General features: G+C 46.4%; 20 protein-coding genes. 6 read left to right on the top strand and 14 right to left on the bottom strand.

Annotation, left to right across the window (positions count from 1 at the left end; genetic code table 11):
* Positions 1–63: 63 nt before the first annotated feature.
* A complete protein-coding gene (locus CRO25_RS27880; RefSeq protein ID WP_079697255.1) occupies positions 64–4,518 on the bottom strand; it encodes an endo-1,4-beta-xylanase in 4,455 nt (1,484 codons plus the stop codon).
* Between the two features lie 521 nt (positions 4,519–5,039).
* Between CRO25_RS27880 and CRO25_RS27875 the strand changes: the two genes are divergently transcribed.
* Positions 5,040–6,806, top strand: a complete 1,767-nt coding sequence (locus tag CRO25_RS27875) for a leucine-rich repeat domain-containing protein (protein ID WP_256863766.1) — start codon at positions 5,040–5,042, stop codon at positions 6,804–6,806.
* Between the two features lie 109 nt (positions 6,807–6,915).
* Here CRO25_RS27875 and CRO25_RS27870 read toward each other — a convergent pair whose 3' ends face one another.
* Positions 6,916–7,497: a TetR/AcrR family transcriptional regulator gene (locus tag CRO25_RS27870; protein ID WP_072735700.1), complete on the bottom strand. Its 582-nt coding sequence runs from the start codon at positions 7,495–7,497 to the stop codon at positions 6,916–6,918.
* 148 nt (positions 7,498–7,645) lie between these two features.
* On the opposite strand from CRO25_RS27870, the gene CRO25_RS27865 reads away from it, so the two are divergent.
* On the top strand, positions 7,646–8,584 hold the full coding sequence (locus CRO25_RS27865; RefSeq protein WP_063568188.1) for a ketopantoate reductase family protein: 939 nt from the start codon (positions 7,646–7,648) through the stop codon (positions 8,582–8,584).
* Between the two features lie 194 nt (positions 8,585–8,778).
* Here the strand turns inward: CRO25_RS27865 and rlmD are convergent, their stop codons facing one another.
* The gene (gene rlmD / locus CRO25_RS27860) at positions 8,779–10,506 is read right to left on the bottom strand and encodes a 23S rRNA (uracil(1939)-C(5))-methyltransferase RlmD (protein WP_079697254.1); all 1,728 of its coding nucleotides are present in this window, start codon (positions 10,504–10,506) and stop codon (positions 8,779–8,781) included.
* A gap of 108 nt (positions 10,507–10,614) precedes the next feature.
* Positions 10,615–11,496 carry a diacylglycerol kinase gene (locus tag CRO25_RS27855; RefSeq protein ID WP_063568189.1) on the bottom strand — a complete coding sequence of 294 codons (882 nt, stop codon included), beginning with the start codon at positions 11,494–11,496 and terminating at the stop codon, positions 10,615–10,617.
* A gap of 611 nt (positions 11,497–12,107) precedes the next feature.
* On the opposite strand from CRO25_RS27855, the gene CRO25_RS27850 reads away from it, so the two are divergent.
* Positions 12,108–12,824 (top strand): NPP1 family protein, encoded by a 717-nt coding sequence (locus tag CRO25_RS27850; RefSeq protein WP_079697201.1) that lies wholly within the window; start codon positions 12,108–12,110, stop codon positions 12,822–12,824.
* Between the two features lie 67 nt (positions 12,825–12,891).
* Here the strand turns inward: CRO25_RS27850 and CRO25_RS27845 are convergent, their stop codons facing one another.
* Together CRO25_RS27845 and CRO25_RS27840 are read right to left on the bottom strand one after the other, a co-directional pair.
* Positions 12,892–13,308: a DUF4395 domain-containing protein gene (locus tag CRO25_RS27845; RefSeq protein ID WP_079697200.1), complete on the bottom strand. Its 417-nt coding sequence runs from the start codon at positions 13,306–13,308 to the stop codon at positions 12,892–12,894.
* Positions 13,309–13,397: 89 nt separating this feature from the next.
* A complete protein-coding gene (locus CRO25_RS27840) occupies positions 13,398–14,321 on the bottom strand; it encodes a ketopantoate reductase family protein (protein WP_079697199.1) in 924 nt (307 codons plus the stop codon).
* 168 nt (positions 14,322–14,489) lie between these two features.
* Here CRO25_RS27840 and CRO25_RS27835 point away from each other — a divergent pair, with 168 nt between their 5' ends.
* Positions 14,490–15,050 carry a TetR/AcrR family transcriptional regulator gene (locus tag CRO25_RS27835; protein WP_079697198.1) on the top strand — a complete coding sequence of 187 codons (561 nt, stop codon included), beginning with the start codon at positions 14,490–14,492 and terminating at the stop codon, positions 15,048–15,050.
* Positions 15,051–15,052: 2 nt separating this feature from the next.
* On the opposite strand, the gene bioC is transcribed toward CRO25_RS27835, so the two are convergent.
* The 8 genes from bioC to CRO25_RS27795 form a co-directional block, all read right to left on the bottom strand.
* Positions 15,053–15,916: a malonyl-ACP O-methyltransferase BioC gene (gene bioC / locus CRO25_RS27830; RefSeq protein ID WP_079697197.1), complete on the bottom strand. Its 864-nt coding sequence runs from the start codon at positions 15,914–15,916 to the stop codon at positions 15,053–15,055.
* The gene (locus tag CRO25_RS27825) at positions 15,897–16,694 is read right to left on the bottom strand and encodes an alpha/beta hydrolase (RefSeq protein WP_079697196.1); all 798 of its coding nucleotides are present in this window, start codon (positions 16,692–16,694) and stop codon (positions 15,897–15,899) included. The genes bioC and CRO25_RS27825 overlap by 20 nt, the downstream gene beginning before the upstream one ends.
* Positions 16,691–17,869: an 8-amino-7-oxononanoate synthase gene (gene bioF / locus CRO25_RS27820; protein ID WP_079697195.1), complete on the bottom strand. Its 1,179-nt coding sequence runs from the start codon at positions 17,867–17,869 to the stop codon at positions 16,691–16,693. Before bioF ends, CRO25_RS27825 begins: the two co-directional genes overlap by 4 nt.
* 13 nt (positions 17,870–17,882) lie before the next feature.
* Positions 17,883–18,881, bottom strand: a complete 999-nt coding sequence (gene bioB, locus CRO25_RS27815; RefSeq protein WP_079697194.1) for a biotin synthase BioB — start codon at positions 18,879–18,881, stop codon at positions 17,883–17,885.
* Positions 18,882–18,883: 2 nt separating this feature from the next.
* Complete coding sequence (gene bioD, locus CRO25_RS27810) at positions 18,884–19,618, bottom strand: dethiobiotin synthase (RefSeq protein WP_079697193.1); 735 nt, start codon at positions 19,616–19,618, stop codon at positions 18,884–18,886.
* Positions 19,615–20,973: an adenosylmethionine--8-amino-7-oxononanoate transaminase gene (gene bioA / locus CRO25_RS27805; RefSeq protein ID WP_079697192.1), complete on the bottom strand. Its 1,359-nt coding sequence runs from the start codon at positions 20,971–20,973 to the stop codon at positions 19,615–19,617. Before bioA ends, bioD begins: the two co-directional genes overlap by 4 nt.
* 330 nt (positions 20,974–21,303) lie before the next feature.
* Positions 21,304–22,083, bottom strand: a complete 780-nt coding sequence (locus CRO25_RS27800) for a sirohydrochlorin chelatase (protein WP_079697191.1) — start codon at positions 22,081–22,083, stop codon at positions 21,304–21,306.
* Between the two features lie 2 nt (positions 22,084–22,085).
* Positions 22,086–22,376 (bottom strand): YerC/YecD family TrpR-related protein, encoded by a 291-nt coding sequence (locus CRO25_RS27795; protein ID WP_017690665.1) that lies wholly within the window; start codon positions 22,374–22,376, stop codon positions 22,086–22,088.
* A 449-nt stretch (positions 22,377–22,825) separates the two neighbouring features.
* Between CRO25_RS27795 and CRO25_RS27790 the strand changes: the two genes are divergently transcribed.
* Both CRO25_RS27790 and CRO25_RS27785 read left to right on the top strand, forming a co-directional pair.
* Positions 22,826–23,458, top strand: a complete 633-nt coding sequence (locus tag CRO25_RS27790) for a hypothetical protein (protein WP_079697190.1) — start codon at positions 22,826–22,828, stop codon at positions 23,456–23,458.
* Between the two features lie 176 nt (positions 23,459–23,634).
* Positions 23,635–24,726, top strand: coding sequence for a DNA alkylation repair protein (locus CRO25_RS27785; protein WP_079697189.1), 1,092 nt, complete (start codon positions 23,635–23,637; stop codon positions 24,724–24,726).
* Positions 24,727–24,925 lie beyond the last annotated feature (199 nt).

The raw sequence follows: 24,925 nt of genomic DNA, 5'->3' as shown, positions 1-24,925 counted from the left end.
AGTAGAACTACCCCCGTCTGGATTATACGGGGGTAGTCTTTTTTTAGCTGGTTTAATTAAACTTTACATTTCCCAGATCCGGTAGAGAACCATCGCTGCTTCAGCGCGAGTCAATGTGTCGGCTGGTGAGATTTTTCCATCTTTTCCGTTAACAATTCCGCTTCCTACGAGGGAAGTTACACTATCCATCGCGTAAGTGGAAATACTTGCAGCATCCGAATAAGGAGCCAGATTCCCGTTGCCGGCAGATTGCTTACCTGCTGCTTTCAGGGCTTTCGCCGTAAGAACCATCATGTCTTGACGGGAAATGCTGCTGCTTGGTTTGAACGTGTTGTCTTCAAATCCAGAGGCAATCCCCAGTTCTTTCGCAATAGTCACGGCCTGTGCATAGTGAGCAGTTGGCTTTACATCGCTGAAGGCTACCGTGTTCGTTCCCGCACCCTTCAATTCAAGTGCTCTTACAAGCAAGGTGATAAAGTCGGCTCTCGTGATAGAAGCTGCAGGAGCGAAGCTGTCATCAGAGATTCCTTTAATAATATCGCGTGCAGCCAGCGCTTCGACTGCTCGTTTTGCCCACAGGACATTTTGCACATCGGCAAAAGTCTTGGTTACGTAGGCTACAGCATAAGTGCTGAAATGAGTTGTTTTGAACACCATTGAACCGGATTTAGCATCATAGCGTCCGCTTGGCACGGCTGTTGCATGCCCTTGATTGTCAATGTAAATAATCACGATCTGATGTGCATTAACAAGCTCCTGTGCAGCAGGAGTGTACGGAACAGATACCGTTACAGGTGCCGCTGGATTGTTCCAGGCAAGGAGACGGTCACCAGCTTTTACACTTAGATCGATCACCGGACGGCTGCCCACAATAGCGCGAACATCTGCGCTCAGACGATCTGCCGAGACTTTGTTAATCAGAATAGAGACTTGATCCGCTTGCTCCGTAATATTAGAAAGCATATTGGACGGAATTTGAATTGTTGCATTCTCCGTCTTAAGCACAAACTCAACATTATTGTTGCTTTGCAGGATTGAAGTCGGCAATTGCACAACATAGGATTGTACATTTGCTTGCTTCGGCACTTCGATGGTAACCTGCTTCTTGCCATTTGCACCTGGAGAAGCTTTTTCAATCGCTTTATTCAGGCTGTCGCTTGAAATGGTTGCTGTGGCTGTTCCATTTTCAACTTTTATTACCGGCACTATCTTCGAGTCATTGTCTGGAAGCTGTGGTTGAGGTTGGGGCTGCGGAGTAGTCCCGGAATTTGATCCGCCACTGCTACCACCATTGTTCCCCCCGCCGTTGTTGCCTCCACCGTCGTTTCCTCCGCCAGAAGAGGGTTTGCCAGCGAGCGTCAATTCACCGAATACGGAAGTATCCTGGTAACCTTGACCGGATGGATCGTTCCATGCATTCACACTGATTCTGTTGCCGTCTTTGGCATCATTGATCTGCGCATCAAAGCCAATTTTGGCATTGTTCGCAGGCTTAACCTTTTTGAACGGAATCTTCATTTCAACCGTGTAGTTGGTACCGGAAACAGAGACTTTGGATTCGAAGCCTGCAGCGATTTCCGCAGGATTAAAGGAAGCTAGGTTCTCAAAGTTCACTCTGTATTGTCCATCATCGTCTTGGAAGTTAGCTGTTTTCCCGTTGTTTTCATCGACGAATACTTCAACGGAATCCTGCTCCCATACATTCGGGTTGGACTTGTTCAGTTGATCATCTCTGACTTGAACCAATACATACAGATTGTCGTCATCCCACAGTGCTTTTGCCGTTCCTGTCGCACCTGACCATGCCATTTGCTTTGTATCCAGTTTCAATTCAGGAGCTTTGCTCCATACACTGTCTACAGAGCCATCAATAGCTGGTGTCCCATAGTGAGCGCTTGAACGCTTGTATTCAAGCTCTTCAGGCGGATTTTCCGCCATATACTTTTGCGGATCAACTACCGCGTAGAACGCCTGTTTTGCTTGAAAATTCTTATCGAACAAGGTTGGATTCTGCTCGGCTCTCCAGCTGGTGCTGTCATTCAATCCCCAGAAGGTGACACGTGAAATATGCTCGCTGTTCTTCTTATAGAGATCCATCAATCGGGCATACAGATAGGCCTGCTGCTTTGCTTCTTTTTCAGTGATTGTAGAATTGGTGCCTGCCATAATGTCCAACTCGGTGACACTGACTTCTACTCCCAAGGAAATAAAACGCTCGAGCGACATCTTAACATTGTCCAGTCTCGTACCCAAATTGTAGTGGGCTTGCATGCCGATGCCGTCAATCAGTTTCTCGCCAGGGTGATTTGCGGCGTACTTCTCATTGAGCTCTTTCACCATGCTGTAGATGGCTGTAGCTTTATTTTGGTTGTCATCGTTGTAATCATTGTAATATAGCTTGATATCCCAGCCATTTTCATCAATGACTTCTTTGGCTGCAAGGAATGCCTCCTCTATAAATTCAGGGCCAATGGCTTGTAACCAGCCTGAATTGCGCAATGCATTTTTCCAGTCTTCCGGATTAGCCGGGTTATCGTTCATCGCTTCATTGACAACATCCCAGGAAATAACTTGGTCACCGAAGTGCTCAACCACCGTTTTAACATGTGTTCTTAGGTTCGTCAGAGCTTCTTCACGGCTCAAAGGCTTGCCGTTTGCTGCCGTATGAAGCCAAGTAGGTGATTGCGCATGCCATACGAGCACGTGACCGTGCAGATCAAGGCCTGCATCCTGTACTTTTTGGACAAGAGCATCTTCTGCGTTGAAATCAAATTGTCTATCCGCGTTATAGGCATAGTCCGGCTTCATGTCATTCTCAAACGTAACAACATTGTGATGCTTCGTCAGAAGCTTGAGCCGAGTCTCGTCAAAGGTAGCCGGATTCACAATGTTCCCGATCAGAAAATCATTCTTGTAAATATCCTTGAGGTTAGGAAGGTTTTCTTGAATCGGAGGTGCGGCAGTTACAGGTCCCAGATATTTTATAGCAAAGTCATCCAAGAAGAAGGTACGGTTGCCGCCGTCATTGTTTGCTGTTTCAATATAAGCATTAAGTACGCTTGGAGTAGTGGTGAGCGTATACTTACCCGTTAAGTGTACCCATTCTTGATCTGTAACGGTTGCATTTGGAGACACGTTCGCAAAGCCGCTGTCCGCATATTGAACACTTATACGAAGTGTTGTGGGTTCTTGTCCAGGTGCCATTTTCACCCAAGCAGACAGCTCATATTCGTGATTCTTTGCCATTTTGCCAGTAGCATCAACCAAGGCTGCGTCATATTGTGTCGTAGTTGTCACAAGCAAGCTTTGTTTGCCGCCAGATGTATGATTATCGTCTTGGGAAAGGACTACCGTTTCACGGCCGTTCCGCGCTTTAAATCCATTCAGGCCATTCTCAAAATCGGCAGCGATGCCCGTTTTATCTACAATCTCTGGTGCGGTTTGATCAGGAGTTACATCGGTGATCATGACTTCATCAATGTAAATATCCGAGGTTAACGTATTGTCCGATGGTTCAACATAGATGATGACCTCATTCGTTTTAGAAGGGATTTCGTAGCCTTTGGTTTCTAATAGCGTCCATTCGGAAGCTGTTACAACCTTATTGCCTATAAGCCAAGGATACTTCTGGTCATCGGCTAATATTTCAGAATTTATTTTGGAAGCCAGATGGAACTGGCCTTTACCCGAACCGAGTCTAACCTTGAGGGAAATATCATACTTACGGTCAGATTTCATTTTTCCAGTAAGTACAAGAGCAGGAACAGCCTTCTCATCGGCCCGGTTGAAGAACTTCAGAGATTTCGTGCCTTCGGAGGCTAAGTCGTTAACGACCGTAGTGTCCCCATTCGATCCCCAACCCAGTTTGCTCCATCCACCGGTATTCCCGTCTTCAAAGCTTTGGTTAAGGACTACCGTGGGTTCGACAGGTGTTACTGTCTGGGTGATCGTGATATCCCCGATATAGAAAGAGGCACCCTTACCTGCTTCATCAGATTTGATTCGTAGAGCTGTATTCTCCACGCTGTTAACGGAGAGATCGGCGGATAGCGTAATGCCTTGTCCTGCTTTAAAGTCAGCAGAGCTAATTCCAGTGTATGCCTCAGATCCAGCAACGCCCTTATTGCTTACCATTTCCAGAACGGCTTTCCCGTCTGCAGGTGGGTTAGCATCAGTATCGACATATACGGAAGCGGTTACAGAATACTCTTTGCCAACTGACAAACCAAGGTCATCAAAAGCGAGGTCCACGCCATCCCAGTTATTAGATCGGTTACTAACATGTAGAGCCGCTCCATCATCATTGCCTTCAAACGGCTTGTCTGTTACAGCGTCCAGCTGGGCACCGCCTGATTGAGTTGCCTTGCCTTGACCATTCTGGAATGTTTCCTGATACACAATTTGTGAATTAGTTGCCACTAGATCTGCAGCGTTAACTGTCGGAGCTATCAAGCCGCCCGGAAGAAGCAAAGCCGCTACGAGTAACCCGGAAACGACCTGCTTTAGTGATTTCCTCATTCGAAGCATTCCCCCCACATCAAATTTTTCACCAAACATATAAAGCGCTTACATAAATTGTTGTGACCAGCCTCCTTTCACCCCAGATAATACCACTTCATGAAAGAGAAATCTTACTCCAAATTAAAGGGGAATCTTAGTTTTTTACAGAACTCTACCAAGTCTGATACGGGTATGGTCATGCTCTTCGTTCCGATGATCAGGCCGCGGCAGATAAATTCGTCGCAGCACCACAACAGATCCCCTCTTAATAATGCTTACCACCAGCCATACTTAAAAAGATCAAAAAGGAGCAGGATTTCCCTGCTCCTTCGCTATGTGAAACTTCTTTCTCTCATCAAACGTAAATTCACAAGGTATAATGAAGTCAGATGACCGTTCAGCATGATCTTATGACCATCATAATGAAGGAGGGGACATTCGTGGCGTTTATCCCGTTAAACTGTCCCAATTGCAACGGAAGAATTGAATACAAAGAGGGTGAAATTTTAAAGTGTCCCTATTGTGAAACAGAGCTTTTATTGAAGCAAAATCATGTCTATTACGTAGACCAGACCATTAATCATTACCACGGAACGCCCCCTAAAGCACCGCTGAAGCAGACCGTCTCCGTAAAGCTAATGCTGATACTGATGTTAGTCCTAACTGGCGCCATCGGTACGTATTTTTATTATAGCAACAGCTCCACCTATCCAAAAACAGAAGCTAATCTGCCTGTGCGAAAGATGCCTGAAAGCGAGGTTTTGCTCTCATTTTTGCGAGATATCTTCGATAAAGGGTCCGCCTTGCCGACAGAGGAGGAACTGGCTCGTCTTCGCTATTTAACCGTAGAGCATTCGGAGAATGATCAGTGGAAGTTTACATATAGCCTCTCTGATCCCTTCAGCGATGAACAGGCCGAGAAGATCACTTATATTACTCAGGACAAGAAACTGAATAGCCAGGAGATCGATCAGCGAGATTTTGAAGCTTTTAAGGGACTGACGGCATTGGACCTGACGAATACCTATGAAATCTCCCAGACGGACCAAACCACTTTGGCCCATATGCCCGGATTAAAAAGTTATGGAGGCGCTTTTAACGAATCCTTTAGTACATTTTCGGGCTACTTTGGCGACAAGTCTAAAATTACGGAAATTTCCACTCAGCTTCGCAGCAATCAGGAATTGGCTATGCTGCTGGAATTTCCTAATCTGAGCTCGTTATCCATTACCTATGTGGATGAATCCGTAACGGATTTCTTTCTATTGAACAAGCTGCCGCTCAAGTCCCTGTCGCTCACCTTTGTCGATGAACTGGGATGGCTGTCGTCCATGACCGGGCTATCGTCCTTGTCCATACATTACAGTGAAGCCACAGACCTGCAGCCGCTATACGCCTTGACCCAGCTTCAGGAGCTTCGGCTGTCCTTCTTAACGAATGTAAAGTCCATCGACTTTGTACAAAATATGCCTGCTCTACAAACGCTTGATCTCGAAAACGTAAACTTTTCTAGCCTGGAGCGCTTGGCCGGCAAGGCCTCCATTACTAAACTACGCCTGGCTTCTCTAAGTCAGCTTGGCTCGGTAAAGACCATAAACAGTCTGTCTTCACTGCGGGAATTAACGTTGTCCGGTTACTACGAGAAAGCAGAAGCGCTGACATTGCCAAATGTTATGCGGGTGGAAATCCCAGGCTCCTTTCTCCCGGGGCTAAAGGCGCCCGCCGCAACCAGCCTGACGCTCCGGGGCGGAAGCGGGGAATTAAACTTGGCTACGCTGGGGAAATTCCCGAAACTGGAGCAACTCTCCCTTTGGGAGATCAGTGAAATAACCCATCTTGGCGCCCTGGACGGCTTGTCCCGCCTAGAGACCCTAAACATTTACGACTCGTCACTGTTCAAGGAAAGCGATGCCTTATTTCGTTTGAAGCAGGTGAAATCTTTGGTGTGCTCCGAGTGTAGGCTGAATTTCGGACAAAAATCGGCCGCAGAGAACGGCGTACTAGAGCATTTGACCTTAGAACAGCCATATTTCAGCATAAACAACACCTCTGTTACTGAGGTTGACCAAATGATGTCTTACTTTGCCAAAATGTCCGCTCTACGTTCCTTCACTCTGCAAGACAGCAATTTGGCTTCTCTCGAATTTATGAGTCACTGGCAGGCCATAGAAGAGCTTCATCTCGAGAACAATGCCATTTCCAATATCGAGACCCTAAGCCAGCTGCCTAATCTTCAAAAGGTATATCTATCCGGTAATTCCGTACAAAATAAATCCGTACTTGGTACGGGTGTGCATGTGTATTAGACTACTATAATTAATGGATGATATTGAAACAAAGACAAGAAGGGGTTCGAGAATTATGTATAAATTCTCGAACCCCTTCTGTTTATGTTTAGCTTTCTAACCATCATCGCTACACTCCAGAACGCTGCGGATTGACCGTGCCAAAGATATGATACGGTGTTATCCCCTTTGAAAATAGACTATCGATCAGCTTGATCAATTCTTCCGACGATAGATCTTTGTCTCTGTGTATCCAAAGGCGAAACATAGATATTAATGTTGATATGTAAAACTCGATGATATACGGTGCCAAGACATCATCTGTTGGAAAATCCACAATCAATCGCTCAAAGGGAATTTCTCTTTTCAAGCGTTCCACAAAATGAACAGAACCATAGTCGCCCAATATAGCTTTAAGAACTGAAATTTCCTCTGCATTTTCCAAGCATTGAAGTGCATCTTGGATAGTATGTGTAGAAAACTCTCTGCCTGCCATTTCCTCCTTAATGGATTTCAAAACACGCTCTTCAACGCAGTCCAACAACTCATAGATATCTGTAAAGTATTGATAAAATGTACTCCGATTATATCCTGATTGTTTAGCAATCTCTTGAATGGATATCTTTTCGATTGGTTTTCGGCAATATAAATCACAGAATACATTTATGAATGTCTGCCTTGTTTTGTCCGTAATTTCAGGTTGCTTATTCATGATTGACCTCCATTTTCTGTTCAATTGATTATACGACAGATATTAAAAATCTGATGGTTGATGACCGTATAGTGAATCTATACAATAACATTATACAACACGTTGTTGGATCATTAACAAGGATGAATATGGATATTAGGAGGCTAAGATGAGAATTTTATTTTTCGGTAGAGGTGTAATATCGACCCAATACGCTTGGGCTTTAGAGAAGGCAGGGCATACCGTTGAGTTTTACGTTAGAAAAGGGAGAAAAGAAAAGTTCGGAAGTCATATAGCGCTTGAAATGTGGGACGCACGAAAAGGGAAACAATTCATCCAAGAAAGCTGGAAAATCAAGCTGCATGAGGAGATAAGCCCAAATTACGATCTCATTATTGCGAGTGTCAACACAGAGCAACTTCCCGAAGCAGCAAAATTACTTTCGACTACTGCGGGTAACACCCCTATCCTAATATTCAATAATATTTGGAAGGATTTAAAATCATCAATCTTGCCCCTGTCTATGAACAATGTTGTCTTTGGGTTCCCAGGAGCAGGAGGCGGCATTGAGGACAATAAGCTTAGGGGCGGCTTTTTAAAAATGATATTTCTGGAAAAACCACGGGTAGGCACGGAACAGATAAACAACAAGGTCAGAGAACTATTTGAAGGCGCCCATTTTAAAATCAATTGGATCAAGGATATGCAAAGCTGGTTATGGAATCACTATGCCATGAATGCGGCGATGGAGACCGAGGTGTTAAAACGGGGAAGTTTCCCAGCAATCTTGAATCATAGTGACTCATTCACAAATGTCGGCAAGAGTATGCGGGAAATGAAGCCTGTTCTTAAAGCAAGAGGCGCAAAGATGGACGCGATTACTCTACTGTTGACCAAGATCCCACCGGCACTTATCGGCACGCTGTTTAACAAGGTCATTTTTGCAAAGGGCAGCTTACCACGACTTTTCATTGAATACAATAATAGTACATCCAATTTTGCAGTACTTGAAGTTGTGAGAGAAGCCAAAAAGTTAGGTATACCTTTGCCACGTCTTACCTCGGCATTAGAAAACACTGAACAACACACAAGTATCGAAAACGGATAAACTGGAAAACTTCATATTGTTCAGACCAAGATCAACTCTACTAATGATTATATAAAACTATCATCCGTCGAACGGAAGCCTCATCAAATACCCTTCGCTGAATGAATGACTTCGGTTAAAACAATTATAGCCCGAGCTTTAGAAGCCTCGGGCAAATTAGCTATATTAAAACAGGTAAATGTAGCTTCAAAACACTACACCCTAACCAACATCGCCACCGACTCCACATGCACCGTGTGCGGGAACATATCCACCGGCGTTACCTCAACCGTCCGATAGCCGCCATCCTCCAGTACACGCAGGTCGCGTGCCAAGGTGCTCGGATTACAGCTCACATACACCACTCGCTCCGGCTTCATTTCCAGAATCGTATCCAGCAAACGTGGATCGCAACCTTTACGCGGTGGATCTACGACGATGACGTCGGCTTCGATGCCTTGCTCTTTCCAAAGAGGGATGACATCTTCCGATGCACCCACTTCGAACTTCACGTTCTTCATGTCGTTCAACACCGCATTGCTGCGAGCATCTTCAATTGCTTCGGGTACAATCTCTACCCCGTACACCTGATCGGCATGTTGCGCGAGGAAAAGAGAAATCGTACCGATGCCGCAATAGGCATCAATGACAGTCTCTTTACCACTCAGTCCTGCGTACTCTACCGTCTTCCCATAAAGTACTTCCGTCTGCACCGGGTTGACCTGATAGAACGAACGCGCTGAGATCGCAAACTGAACATCACCGATATAATCATAGATCACGTCACGACCCCACAGGACGCGGGTTTCATCGCCGAAGATAACGTTGGTCTGCTTCTTGTTCACGTTCTGGCAAATGCTCGCCACATGCGGAATCGCTTCACGAATACTGCCAATCCATGCATCCTTGTGTGGAATGTCGCGGCCATTCGTGACGAGAACGAGCATCATCTCACCAGTACGGAAAGCCTTCTTCACAACCACATGACGCAGCAGACCGCGTCCTGTCTCTTCGTTATATGCGCTAATACCGAAATGGCTTCCTAGTTCCTTGACCTTCGCGACCACTTCGTCATTATGCTCATGCTGAATGAGGCAGGTGTCCATATCGATGATCCGATGGCTTCCTTTGGCGTAAAAACCACCCACCAAGCCGCCCTCGGCTGCACCGATAGGCACCTGTGCCTTGTTGCGATAGCGCCATGGTTCGTCCATACCCATCGTTGGCAGCACACGGATACCTTGCGTTGTGTCATCTTCGATCATGACACCTTCCATGCGAAGGCGAATACGATTGCTGCCGTTCATTTGTTCTTCAGTAGAAGTTTGTTCAGTTTGGATTGCCTGCTCATCATCCTCAACCATCACGTTCAATTTGCCGATCCGCTGCAAATTATCCACCACCAGCTGGCGTTTCCACGCAAGCTGTCCGGCGTAACTCATGTGCTGGATCTGGCATCCGCCGCACTGATCGTAGATCGGGCAAGGCGCGGATACACGATCCGGGCTTGCCTTCACAATCTCCAGCAGTTTGGCGTAACCGTACTGCTTCTTGGTTTTCATCACTCTCACGCGTACGGTTTCGCCCGGAAGCGCACCTTGCACGAACAGCGTGTATCCATTGGCACGGCCGACACCTTCACCGTCATGGTTCATACCGATGATGTCGATGACGGTCTCTTCATTTTTACTTACAGGAAGTCCTTCGATTGGTGCAGATTCACGTTCCCGTCCCTTCGGACGAACGGCAGAAAGAGATGCGCCTTGTGGCCGCACCTCTTTCCCTTGCTGACGTGTAGATGGACGAGATGATTTGCTCGGCTGACGGGATGCTGAAGCATTCCCTTGCCCCTGAGAGGTAGCCGAATTCCGGCGGTTTTTTCCACGACCGCTGCGGTTCGTATTAGACAACGTACATTCACTTCTTTCTTCATATATGTTCATCCCTTGTTCAAGGGAGATTCCATTCATTTTCAGGCACCATGAGATTATACGTGATCCCACTGCCCACGGCAACAGGAAATCACATTTTCTCTCCGATCCATACTACGCTTAACGATACAACATCAGGTGATGACGCAGGTTCTTGAATGTCGCAGGCAATGTGCCGCCCAACTCGCCATCCAGGTTCAACTGCACATAGCCCGGCGACGTTACTTCCATATAATCCGTTTGGAAATGAACGACCTTCTTGTCGTTCAGATGTTCACCACGCAGCGCAAGGGTTACGAGGCGAATCATGTCAGCCAGATTACATTTGCGGACACCGATCACATCGAACAGACCATCATCAATGGTCGCACCCGGAGCCAGCTTCTCGAAGCCTCCAACGGAGTTCGTATTGGCAATGAGGAACAGCATGAATTCATCATGAATTTCTTCCTGACCCGCGGCACGGATAACCAACTCCTGCGGAGACAGGCTCGCCATTTTCTCAATACCCTTCATATAATAGGCCAGTTGCCCAATCATCGTTTTCAGACGGCTTGGCACCTCATAGGTCAGTTCGGTCAACGAACCCCCGCCCGCAATATTGATAAAATATTTATCATTCGCCTTGCCCAGATCGAGCGGACGAAGCTGCTGGTTAATGACTAGATCCACGTAATCTTCCCACTGCCTCGGAATACCGAGCGCACGCGCAAAATCATTCGTCGTTCCCAAAGGAAATACACCCAGCGGAGGACGATTCTCCCGCTCGGCCATGCCGTTAATGACTTCATACAACGTACCGTCGCCGCCAGCAGCAATAATCATGTCATATCCTCGTTCAATCGCCAGCTCCGCTTCCCGGGTTGCATCTCCCTCACCCGTTGTTGCGTGACACGAGGCTTCAATACCACCTTGATCCAAACGCTGCAAAATATCAGCCAGACGTTTCTTCATTTCTTCCCGGCCTGAAGTCGGATTATATATCAAGCGAGCTTTTTTCATCTCATACGCCACCTATTCCACATTATCCATGAGTCTGAACGACCTCATATTCTTACTATCTGAGAGTGACCGTAGTCGGGCATCATTTTACACAATGACTCACGTCCGTTAATCCTGCCCCAACACTTTTCTCTACTTATATATATGCATAAGGAATTCCGTCTCATTCCAAAGCCTTTATGTACTATCATATCATCAAATGTGAAGATGTCCTAGCCTGTGATACATAAGTAATTATTTTCATATCTATTATAACGAAATTTTACATCTGGATAACAATAACGATAAAACCTTAAGAATTATCCCACTCCAGCAATGACGAGCATGCTCTCTGTTCACTTCCGAACTTGTCTATCCTTTACAAAATAAACCTCTAGCACTCCTCTTGAATCTAATCCTATGGATTTCCTGTCATTTATAACCATCCATCACCATTCTGCCCGCTTGGGCCGGAAATAGTCTTATACCCTCTCAAATCATGAGAACAACCATATCCTGCAAAAATTTACAAAAACCTGAATGAGATGACAAATAAAATGAAACCTTCTCCAATATAGTCTTAGTGCATCCTCAACACATTCCAATATCATACCCATGAAGGAGATCACCGAATGAAAAAAATCGTATTATTGCTTATGGTTTCGCTCTTGGCCTGTATTCCCTTTGTCACAGACGTTGAAGCGGCAGTCATTAACCATGATCAGGTTGTCGGATTCCAGGAAGTAACTCCCGTCACAGTCACGCAAATAACAGCCAAGCGTTTCCAACCCTACTTAAAAGTCTACCATGGATGTGTTCCATTCCCCGCCGTGGATCAACAGGGTAATACCAATGCAGGCTTGCAAACCTCCGGTTCACCTAATGGCAACTGCAGCTCAAGCAGAGGGCAAGTGTACTCCCGTTCGGCATGGCATAATGGCGTATGGGCTATTATGTACGCATGGTATTTCCCGAAAGACTCCCCTTCCTCCGGTCTCGGCCATCGTCATGACTGGGAAGGTATCGTTGTATGGGTAGATAATCCCGCAGCACAAAATCCTCAAATCCTCTCCATCGCCTATTCAGGACATGGGCAGTTCACGAATGTTGCACCAAGTAACACGAACCTAAACGGTACTAATCCTTTGATTAGTTACAATAGTACCTGGCCTCTAAATCATGAGCTTGGTGTGACTGGAACCGTGGGTGGAACGCAGCCTTTGATCGGCTGGGATGATCTGACGTCTGCGGCACGCAATGCTCTGAATACGACCGATTTTGGCAGTGCCAATGTTCCGTTGAACGATAGTAATTTTACGAACAATTTAAACAAGGCCTGGTTTAGATAAAAAAAGTAAAATCCCCTTCAAGTAGATACAGAACTTGGAGGGGATTGTTTTTGCAATCACATATAGTTTAAAAACCAATCTTTCTGCCAGCACGGAACTGTTTATACCAAAAATATACGGTGCAGCCCACACAGTAACCGAGCAATGCGGCACTTGCAGCAAGGAGAAGCATCGACGAGAAAATATAACCCGCTACCTGCCAACCAAGGCCGAATGAGACAAGTGCCAGCGTAAGAAACAATACGGCCAGAACATTGTTGAAGCGTTGCAGTTCCACTGCCTGTGTCTCTGTCCCTTTTCCCGTTAACACGGCCTTCCCAATCTGCACAAACAGATTAAGCTTGCCTCCGGATGCCAAACCAATGACTTGGATGATCCATAATGCTCCCAGAATTAACGGCTGGTTGAACAGAAATGACAGGACAACAAATAGCACAATCCCGATCTGGTTCGCTTTGACATAGCGCATAGGCACTTCCCGCATCTACATATCTCCTTATCCCCATTTTATTAGTTGGTTTAATTGTAGTCTGTAAATGAAGTAAGAGCAATAGGAAGTTGCTTTGATCATGCTTATAAGATGGAATAGTCCCTTTTCAAGATCTCCCAATGCGGTGTTGGTACACCTGTAGCCTTTTTCCATTCTGTAAATGCATTATTTAACGCCTCGATCTCCCCAAAAGAACCCGCAACCAGTTTATAGATCGGAAGCATACTATACATCTTTAATAGAAGGTAAAACATCCGCTGATGTTTGCGAATCAGTTTCGCCTGAATCTCCGGTATAATCGTTATGCCCATAGCCTCAAGCACGCTAAAGCCCTCATCCATCGCCCCAATCATATGTTGGATTTGCTTTCTGCTTCCGTCCAGCTTGATCATCTCACGCTTTTCATTAAAGCTCACCGCATTAAGCATCAGAATGGGCACAATATGGCTTTTCAGCCAGGCATCGATATCGTCCAGGTAATTCAACTTGTATTTCGTCTTCTCAAAAGCTTGACCCAGTATCGATTTAAAGGCAATCTCACCGTCCAGTCCACCAATCACCATTTGCCCGCTTGCTCCACCAATGGATAACATCCGGTCTTCTTGCCGCCGCCCACCGCTGACCTGGAAACCAAACGCTATCCTTTTTTCCACCTTGCTGTTTTCCGCCAAAAAGATTTGCATGCTCCGTGCATCTGCATTGTTGCCGACGATCACCAAGTTCCTGCTCTGATTGGCTGCCAAAATAGGTAGCACCGATGGAAAATCGTTATACTTCATAACCACGAAAATAAGATCATATTCATCATTCTCTTCCAACGTTCTTGTTACCCGAACTGGATCAACGGTCGTTTTAAACTGGAACACATGACGAATGACAATACCAGCTCTCTCCATTTCCTCTGCCCGCTTCCCTCTAGCCAGAATGGTGACGTCATTTCCCCCACGTACCAGAACCTGCGCCAACTGACTGCCCAGAACGCCTGCGCCATACACTAATATATTCATTAGTTATCCCTCTATTTCAAATTTTTATGGATATTCGTTGCTTTATCAACATTTGTTGATAAAATAAGAGTAACAAAGCATCTGCAACGCTTCAATCGCTAAAATATCCGTTATTGTTGAATAATCAACGAATGGATCCATATTGTTGAATACATCAAAGGAGGAGCCATGGACAGACGAGTGGTCAAAACAAGAAAAGCCATAACCGATGCCTTTATCGGGTTGTTAGAAGAGCAGGATTTCGAGCAAATTACGATTAATGAGATTGCTGATCGGGCCAATGTGAACCGTGGTACCGTCTATTTGCACTACACGGACAAGTTTGATCTGCTAGATCAAAGCATTGAGACGTATTTGCAGCAGCTGGTGGAGAGCTGTATGGTGGAAAGTCCTACAACGCCTATGACTATTAGGGAGGCGTTACTCTCAACCTTCCGTTACCTGGAGCAGCATGCTCCCGTTTATACCACGCTATTAACCCAAAAAGGCATTCCTGCCTTTCGAAACCGGCTGATGAAAATCCTGATTCAGGGAGTGGAAGAGCAGGTTGATGCGTGCGGCATTCACAAAGGTATCAATCGGGAGATCACTGTACAATTTCTTGCTTCTGCCGCCGCTGGGCTGCTGGAATGGTGGATCATGAATTCCATGCCTTATCCGGCACAGGAGATTGTCGAAGAACTGATGTCTTTGCTGGAGCTTCATCTGATTCTTCCTTCTCAGGTATAGGGTTAATAAGGAGCTACGGATTGAATAAACAGGAGATCATATGTTGCAGAGACTCCTCCCTGTATGCTGAACTTGTCCTCATACTTCTTATACATGTTGGTGAACAAACGTCGTAAGCTATACCCAGGAATCGTTGCTGCTTCTGAGGTGCTGGCTCCCATTCCTTTAACCGAATATAGAAAATCTCTTGCGGAAGCATACTTTTCCATATGAATCGAACGCTCACAATGGAAACTAGAATATCCGGATTCCTGAAGCATGATCTCCCATTGAACAGGTGAATGAAACGAAAGTCCATGTCGCTGTGGTTCCATCCCGATAGCTCGATAAACTTCATTAAATGCCTCATGCATCTCACGAAATGTACCAGGCCCGAAGGTCGTAAATATGAGCAAACCTCCGGGGCGTAGCATTCGCCTCAGATGACTCACTGTTTCTTGCGGCGAACTTAGCCATTGAAAACAGGCGTTGGAGACGATGATATCCACTGAGCACTCCGATGCATTTACGGCCCATGTCTCAATATCCGCCTGTAGAAAACGTAAACGATCCGTTGTACCATTCGCAGTGTCTGGATGCTCTGCTGATCGGAACCGTTTTGAAGCCACTTCGATCATCTCGGGTGCAATATCAAGTGCAGTAATATTCGCATTAGGCCATTCATTTACTAGGATTTGAGTCAAAGCCCCTGTGCCACAACCGATTTCGAGAATGCTCGGATCACTTAAGAACCCTTTGTTCTTCCATTCAGCGAGGGATCTTGCTAGCTGATCAGCCATAGAACGCTGAATATGAGCATGTGCATCATAAGAAGTGGCACTACGATTAAATTGGCGTTGAACAACACTACTTCTTCCAATGGTCATGCCACCATCTCCTCCATTCATCAGCGATGTGTACTTCTTTTCCCAAAAAGGGTGCATGCCCGCAGCCTGTTAATGTAATTAACTTGGCTTGAGGTAAATGAGCTGTAAGCTCCAATCCAGCACCGTAAGGACATATCCTATCCTCAGTCCCATGAATAAGAAGAACCGGACAATCGATATTGGGCAATTGAGACAAACATTCTTCGCTTCTCAAAAGCTGAAGGCCTGCCAGTAGCGCTTGCGTTGTCCAGCTACCCGTATGAGGTAGACATTCAGCAAGACCTACTTTCCGTTCTTGCTCCGTAAACATAATCTTTCGAAAATTGGCTTCAACTGCGTGTCGATCCTTTAAAATCCCTTTGATCATCTGCCTAACGTATGCATCTGCTAAGCCGCGGTCAAACTCTTCTTTTGAGCGGGTAAAACGAGCCGTTGCACCGAACAGCACAAGGCCATCCACGTAACCTTTAGCCGCTAGTCTGAGCGCCAGTAAACCTCCGAGCGACCAACCTGATATCAGAAGCGGACCGTGTGCTACTCTCTCCCTGCAAACTGACCCTTCAATACCTAACATGTCTCTAACTGCTGTTTCAGTTAAACACAGGATTTCCTCTGGAGAATCCGCAACACTATAATCTACAGACATATGACGAAATTCAGGCAATAACAGGCGAAGACGGTCAAACACCGCATCAGGCATGCTCCATCCCGTTAGCCATAGTATGGTTCCACTTGTCTCCTGCTCAATTTGCAGTGGACTAATATCCAAGGCATTCATAAGCTCAGCACCCCTAACTGCAGCCCGATTTTACAGATTCGTGCACTGGCATCATTCAGTTCCTTAGGGGTATGGTCGGCAGATAAGGAGAAGCGGATTCGCGCTGTGCCATCAGGAACGGTAGGCGGTCGGATGGCAATCCCAGCAATACCGCCTGCTTCAAGTGCCTCACTGAAACGAAGAGCCCTTTCGTTATCACCGACAATTATCGGCACAATAGGGGAGTCCCCGGTCCCAACGTTAAATCCGGCATCACTAAGCGAAGAACGAAATAATTGACTTGCCGAGTAGAGGCGTTCCCGGCGCCAATGATCCGCTTGTACCAAAGTTAACGCTGTTGATATACCAGCTACCAGAGAAGGCGGCAATGCCGTTGAATAGATGAGCGGCCTTGCTTTGTTAACGAGAAAGCGGATTAATGTTCTGCTGCCGCAGACATAAGCTCCATATAAACCGAATGATTTGCTAAACGTCCCCATATGCACATCCACATCATGATGCAGACCAAGCTTAAAGCAAAGTCCTTCACCCCGTTTCCCGTAGATGCCCCCGCTGTGCGCCTCATCCACCATCAGCATTGCCCCGTATTCTTGTTTGAGCGCAACGAGCTCTTCCAAGTGTGCTTGATCACCATCCATTGAAAAGACGGCATCCGTGACAATCAGCTTACGTCGTTTATCCCGATATTTGTTCAATAATAGCTTCAGATGTTCCATATCATTATGCCGATATCGGGCATGTTCCGTGCGGCTCAGCACAATACCGTCCACGATGCTGGCATGGTTTAATTGATCACTAAAAACGACATCACCCCGGCCCACGAGTGCACGAATGACACCAGAATTAGCCATATAACCATTGGCAAAAACAAGCGCGGCTTCACTATGCTGCCAAGTGGCAAGCGCTTCTTCCAGACGACCATAAGGTGGTCGATTCCCAGTAACAAGACGAGATGCGCCCGAGCCTCCTCCTTCGGTAAGAAGCGCCTCGCGAATTGTATCAATGATAGCGGGATGTCGAGCAAGTCCCAGGTAGTCATTGGAGGCCAGGTTGAGTAGCACTCGGTCTCCTCTCCACGTATACCCAGGAGAATCTGGAACAGCGGCACTATCACGCAAGTAACGTTCATTGGAGGCATCAGCCAATAACGCAAGTTCTTTTTCCATCCAGTTCATATTCCGTACCGCCTTATAGTGCATTTAACTCAATCTCAAAACCCAAATCTTCAATCATTTGATGATCATTTGATATTTCCTGACCTGCTGTCGTTAAATAATCACCTACAAAGAGTGAATTAGCAGCATACAGTGACAAAGGTTGCAATGTACGGAGGTTGATCTCGCGTCCACCCGCAACACGAATCTCTTTAGATGGACAGATGAGCCGAAATAGTGCCAGTACCTTAAGCGCCTTCATAGCCGGAGTGCGTCCTGCTCCTTCCAGAGGGGTCCCCGGTATTGCATTCAGGAAATTAATCGGAATTGAATCCGCATCAAGCTTACGGAGCGCGAAAGCCATCTCAACAATTTCCTGATTACTCTCACCCATACCGATAATGACACCAGAACAGGGAGACATGCCGTATGCTTTAACCTTTTCCACAGTTTCAATTCGCTGGTCATAGGTATGCGTTGTGGTTATGGATGGATAATTGGCCTTGCTTGTGTTCAAGTTGTGATTGTATCGGTGCACACCTGCCTCAGCTAAACGTTCTGCTTGACCGTCCTTCAAGATTCCTAGACAAGCACAGATTTTAAGGGGCATCGTTTCACGGATTTCTTTTACCGCCTCTACCACTTGATCCAGCTCCTTATTCGTGGGACCTTTCCCTGAAGCTACAATGCAATAGGTTCCTGCTTTACGCGCCATAGCTTCATGTGCTCCTGCAAGCAACGTTTCTTTGTCGAGCAAGCTGTATTTTTGGATGGGAGCGGTGGATACAATGGATTGTGAGCAATAACCGCAGTCTTCGGGACAAAAGCCGCTTTTGGCGTTGATGATCATATTCAGCTTCACTTTTTTGCCGTAAAAATATTGCCTCACTTGAAAAGCCGCTTGCATTAGCGGCAGTACCTCATCATCGCTTGCTTCAAGCACGGCAAGTCCTTCTTCCATTGTTAAACATTCGCCATTCAACGATCGATTCGCAAGCGACGACCATTCTAGATTAGTTACCGTTGTTTTCATCTTCATTCCTCCTCCATGGATTGAACTGTTAATGCCTGTCTGATCGGTGTTAACTGGATCTTCTCTCGAATCACCTTGATCAACATTTCCGTATTCATCTCGTCCATTAAGCGGGGAAAATGTCCAAGAAAGGGTATGCCGCAATAACGTTCAATCAGCTCCGCGTTTGTTGTGATGCTGGAATCGTTATAAATCTCGTCAGATTCACCATCGTTAAGAATAAAACCTACGATCGGTACCCCATGCTGCTGCAGGTATGACACTGTAAGAAGTGTATGATTAATCGTACCTAAACCTGTCCGCGCAACGATCAGGGCCGGTGTTCGAAGCTCCGAGATCAAATCCACCACAAAAGAGTCTTCGGTCAGAGGGACAGCGACACCGCCTGCTCCTTCAATGAGTACCGATTCGTATCGATCTGCCAGCGGCTGACCCGCGTTGATAATCTCCTGTAACGTAATATCCACCCCATCCTGCTTAGCAGCGAGCATCGGGGTCAGTGGAGCTTGGAATGTAAATGGCGCCACATCCTCGGCACGCTCATCAATTCCAGTGTATTGCAACAGGCGTTCTGCATCGGTTTCTCCGCTACCAAGAAGTGCACCGGATTGCACGGGCTTCCAGACGCCTATATTCCGTTTTTCAGCACGAAGCGCAGCAACAAGAGCCCCTGTAACGATTGTTTTCCCAACCCCTGTGTCCGTACCTGTTACGAATAATCCGCGAAAACCATTCATGATTCCAAACCACCTTCGGTGACGTCAAAAATGGATTGCATCAAGATATCAATCATTGCTTCAAGCTCAGCCTCTGTGCTAGCAAGAGGAGGAATGAACACAATAACATTGCCAAGGGGTCTCGTAAGCATGCCAAGCTCTCTGGCCCGCTCCGTTACCCGAACGCCAATACGTTCGGCCCAATCGTACGGTTCCCGAGTTGCTTTATCCCGTACAAGCTCAATTCCTAACATCAATCCCTTCTGCCTGATATCCCCGACGTGCGGAGAATCTTTAAGTACTGAGAGCTTCTGCTCTACAAAAGCCGCCTTTGCTCTTACACCTTCCACTAGGTTGCGCTCTTCAAATAGTTTCAAGTTAGCCAAAGCAACTGCGCAACCGAGCGGGTTACCTGTGAAGGAATGACCGTGGAAAAATGTTTTTTGCTCCTCATAATCCGCATAAAATGCGCTGTACACCTCATCTGTTGCCAGTGTCGCTGCCACAGGTAAGTAGCCCCCTGTAAGGCCTTTGCCTATCACCATCAAATCAGGTGAAACTTCTTCCAGATCACAAGCAAACATAGCACCTGTCCTGCCGAAGCCTGTCGCCACCTCATCGGCTATGAACAGTACACCATATGCACGGCAAAGTGCTGCCATCTCGCGTAGACAGCCCTCCGGCATAATAAGAATGCCGCTAGCTCCTTGCACAATCGGCTCCACGATAATAGCCGCGATTTCATCTGCACTGGTTTCAAGTACATTACGCAATGCGGTTAGCGTAGCTTCCATGGCTTCCCGCTCGCCGTCCTCATGTCGATAAATGTAAGGATATGGAATGACATGAGTAGGAAATAGCATGGGACGGAACACATCATGGTACAACGGAATTGCACCGACACTCACCGCACCAATCGTATCTCCGTGATAGGCTTGATTCATCGTGATAAACTTCGTTTTACCGGTTTCTCCTCGGTTCTTCCAGTATTGAAACGCCATTTTCACTGCGATCTCGACACCGGTTGCTCCTGAATCAGAATAAAATACTTTATTTAATCCCTCTGGGGAAATCTCTACCAGTTTCTCAGCAAGTTCAATAGCTGGCACATTAGCCATTCCGAGTAACGTAGAATGTGCAACACGTTCCAACTGATCCGTTATGGCTTGGTTCAGCTCGGGTATGTTATGTCCGTGAACATTAAGCCAAACCGAGGAGAAGCCATCATAATAAGCACGTCCCTGGACGTCATAGAGCATGACGCCTTCGCCTCGTTCAATGATGAGAGGATCAGAGTTATTGTAATCTTTCATCTGCGTAAAAGGGTTCCATAAATGGGCCTTATTTATAGCTGCAAGCCGTTCATAATGTGTCACAAGATATCACCTTCCGTTAGATCATTTCAATTGTTAACCAAAATAATTTATAAGGTTAACAATTGATTGTTGACATCTTATCAGACAAAAACTTTCCTGTAAAGAGAATCATTTCTGAGTTAAAACCCTCTCCTCCACTCTGTATGAACGGATTGAACCCGGAGCTTCGGCTCGTAGAGGGTTTTGCCTAACACAAAAAAACACGCCTGATTCAGCGTGTTTTGTCTAAAATACATACAAAAACAAAAAAACGGCATCTCTGCCGTTTGTGTTTAAGCAATTGTTAGAGATAACGGGAATAATCGCTAGCAGCGACTTGTTTTCCCTGAATTAAACCCTAACCTTATTACATCTTTCCAGTAAAAGTTGAATTTGGCGCTCCAGCCACTTTCCTAATAAAGGATGTGGAAGCAGTGTCTCACCACTATACGCGTAATCCAGTTCCTTCAGCCGGCCCGGGATCGCCTTCATGGTGAAATAACCGGCACTCAAAAACAGCGGCGCCACAATAACCCGGCTCCCCCGCTCTTCACTCCAGTATTTCGCCTTGTCGTACACACTATCCGGATTTAGCAGCGCATAATCGGTATGAGCAACACCGCTTACTTCCTGCACCCGCTGTGCGAGTGAAGAAATGCCCGCTTCCCAGCGCTGACGGAATCCATCGTGAATACTCCCATGTCCGACTAACAGGATCGTCTCCTGTTCTGGTTGCTGCGACAGGGCCTTTACCTTGTCCCAGACCATAACCGCAATATCCGGGTCGTTATCCACAGGATAACCGAAGTGAATTTGTGCATTCACCTCGAAGGGTTCCAGATCAGTCTCACGCTCAGGAGCGTCTTTGGCACCGATGGCATACTCAATCTCATCCACATGTGTACTACCGGACGAAACAAACAGAGGTACGACCAATATATCAGTTACGCCCTGTGCTTCCAGTCGGTTGATACCGTCCTGGATCAGGCGTCCCTCCACAAGCTCAAGAAACCCGGCTTCAACGGGCAAGGGTACAGGCAGATTCAACCGGGAGACCGCGTCATCGACGGATTCTACCCAGGTCTTCTCCTGAGAACCGTGACTAATGATGAGTACACCCGGTTTCTTCATCCTTAACGTCCCAGGCGTTCCAGCGTCATTTTATAACCGTCATTACCGTAGTTCAAGCAGCGTTTTACACGAGAGATCGTGGCTGTACTTGCACCTGTCTCAGCTTCAATCTGGTTATAGGTATTTCCTTTGCCAAGCATACGCGCTACTTCCAGCCGCTGGGACATGGATTGAATCTCGTTTACCGTGCAGAGGTCATCAAAAAACACATAACACTCTTCAATATCTTTCAGAGTCAAAATAGCCTCAAATAATTGTTCAATGCTTTTATCATTTAGCTTTTTCAGCTGCATTTCATCATCATCCCCTAGCGGTTACTGTGTACCTTCATTGTACCCAGCCTGAGTTGGTATTTCAAGCGTTAACGATTTCACGCACTACAGAATAAAAATACATGTTACCGCTTTCATATAGCATTAATGTCCTCCCTGCGCGCACAATCCCCCTCTATCTCACGATTTATCCCCTTTTTCCGCGTATATTTCCGATTAATTATGTAGGAATTGTTATGTTTAAAATGTGACGATTTTGTGTCCAAACCATATAATTCCACTGCGAACCTATCATACTCTCCTGCGCCCAAATCCGCAAATATCCCGTTTTACGGGATACTCGCCTACGCCGTCTCTCCGCTAATGACATACAGTATAGCAAAAGGGAGTTCCAACTCGGTCTGTTATGCACGTCCAGCAGCTGAAGGAACGCAATTCCGAAATCCAACATAGAAGGAACGTGATAGTTCATGCCACAGCATTATTATCACCGCCAGCCCGCTCCACGGCAGCGTCCGGCTTCCCATACGCAACGGCAGGCCCATACTACTGCCTATATGCCGCCACGGGCATTGAATGAAGCTCAGGTTCCACCCATGTATCCTGGAGTAGAGCCTTACTACCCTCAATTCCAAGAGGTTGAAGCATCCGGACTTGTGCCTTATAGTCCAGGTGGTCCCGGGGGACCCGGTGGAAACTTTTTCGGCGGGGGAGCTCCTGTTGCTCCCCCTGTTCCGGTGGAAGCGCCTGCGTCTTCCTCAGGCTTTTCCCTGGCCAACATCGGAGAACTGAAAGGAATGATCGACCGCTTCGGTGGAATTGATGGCATCATGAGTGGAATCGGCAAAATGCAAAAGGTCGTTGGCGGCTTCCAGCAGATGGCACCCATGATGAAACTAGTGATGGGGATTCTGCCTTTTGGAAAAGGAAAAAAAGGAAGCAGTGTTGCGGATAAAGATTATGAAGAGTATTCGCCACCTCGCTCACGCAAACGCCGTAAAAAAACGACCTCTGCTCCGCGCAAACGGAACACGAATAGTAAAACTGGCCGGAATAAATCCAATTCTACCAAACATCGTCCCAAAAAAAGCAAAAAGCTCTAACTCTTTTCCCAGGCGCCCTCTTACATAAGGGGGTGCCTTAATCCACTTCCATCTTATTCTCCCCTTCAATCCACTCATTCTTTCATATAAGAGAATATTCATAACCTTTTTTAAGAACCTATGTTCTTATTCCCGTGAATTGAGGTATACTGTGTTATAGATAAAGGAGGCGGATTATGGAACTGTTTAAAGACAAATATACTCCCGCATTAATCGACCGGACAGGAGAAAGGTTACACCACTTCTACCCCAAGTTGGACAAGCAGCAATTTCGTGAACTTGTATTTGCCGAAGGTTGGGGAGAGCTGGAATTCAAAGCTCGTATCCGCCGCATTACGTCGGCATTGACCGAAGTTCTCCCTGACAACTATGAAGAGGCATTACACGTGATTGAACAGGCAGCACCACAGATGCGAGGGGTCGAGTATTTGTTCGTTCCTGATTTTATTGAAGTCAACGGACTTGCGCCGGAAAACTACGAACTATCCATGAAGTACTTGACCCTCTTCACACCTTATTCCAGTTCCGAGTTCGCGGTACGCCCGTTTATTGAACGCTACCCGATCGAAACGATGAAACGCATGATGGAATGGACGGGAAGTTCCAATGAACATATACGCAGGCTTGCCAGTGAGGGCAGCCGTCCACGTCTTCCATGGGGTTCCAAACTTCGGGAATTCATCACCGATCCCACCCCAGTACTTCCCATTCTGTATGAATTGAAGCAGGACGAGTCCCTGTATGTCCGAAAAAGTGTAGCCAATCACCTGAACGACATCTCGAAAGACCATCCAGAACTGGTCCTGGATTTGGCCTCAAGCTGGTACGGACAACATGAACATACGGACTGGATCGTTCGTCATGCAAGCCGCTCATTACTGAAAAAGGGACATCCGAAGGCGCTGAGTCTCTTTGGTTATGTCGAGCAGGATGCGACACATATCGAGCATCTTCAGCTTGCAAGAGATACCGTGGCCATCGGGGAAGATCTTCATTTTTCCTTTGATGTCGTTAATGAAAGTGGTCAGTCACAGATGCTGCGAATCGAATATGAAATCGGATATATGAAAGCAAATGGCAAGCAGGCACCCAAGCGGTTCAAATGCTCTGACAAAACCTTCCCTACCGGAAGAACCAAGGTTGCAACGAAGCAATCGTTCAAAGTCATTACGACAAGAAAGCATTACGCTGGTTTGCATACGCTAACGATTGTCGTTAATGGACAACATACAGCTACAGCCACATTTGTATTGGAGCAAACAGAGTAACCTGCGAAGGGCCAGTAGCCATCCAACTTATCATAAAAAGGTAGCAAGGTTCTTTTATGATATAAATCCCATGTTAAAATTCAGCTCATAGAATCCATTCCTTGAGAAATTCCCCAAGGCGTCTTCAGTACTGAAGATGCCTATTACTTTTTCCATCCTGTTCGTAACAGCCAAATTCCCCCTCAAATAAAGTTATGCA

This window comes from Paenibacillus sp. RU5M (assembly GCF_900221055.1).
GTDB lineage: Bacteria > Bacillota > Bacilli > Paenibacillales > Paenibacillaceae > Paenibacillus > Paenibacillus marchantiae.
This window is presented reverse-complemented; position numbering and strand designations above follow the sequence as displayed.